1 rRNA gene is annotated in these 260 nt (G+C 54.2%); it reads right to left on the bottom strand.

Annotated elements, in window-relative coordinates:
• Positions 1–83: ribosomal RNA gene (rrf, locus tag IB248_RS31210) — 5S ribosomal RNA — on the bottom strand; the annotation flags it as partial.
• Positions 84–260: the final 177 nt, after the last annotated feature.

Raw genomic sequence — 260 nt, 5'->3', positions numbered from 1 at the left:
GACGAAGTACCATAGGCGCTGGGGCGTTTCACGGCCGTGTTCGGAATGGGAACGGGTGCAGCCGCCCCGCCATAACCACCAGGTCAGCGAAGCGCAACAAATGAGAAGCTGGTGAGGGCAAAGCCCTGTTTTTAGAGTTGAACACGTCTAGGCTTCATCCCGACACGTCTGTGTCGCAGATGAGCATTGATCAATGAGAACGATCAAGCCAATCGAGCTATTAGTACCGGTAAGCTTCACACATTGCTGCGCTTCCACAC

Source organism: Rhizobium sp. RHZ01 (assembly GCF_014851595.1).
Taxonomy (GTDB): domain Bacteria; phylum Pseudomonadota; class Alphaproteobacteria; order Rhizobiales; family Rhizobiaceae; genus Rhizobium; species Rhizobium altiplani.
This window is presented reverse-complemented; position numbering and strand designations above follow the sequence as displayed.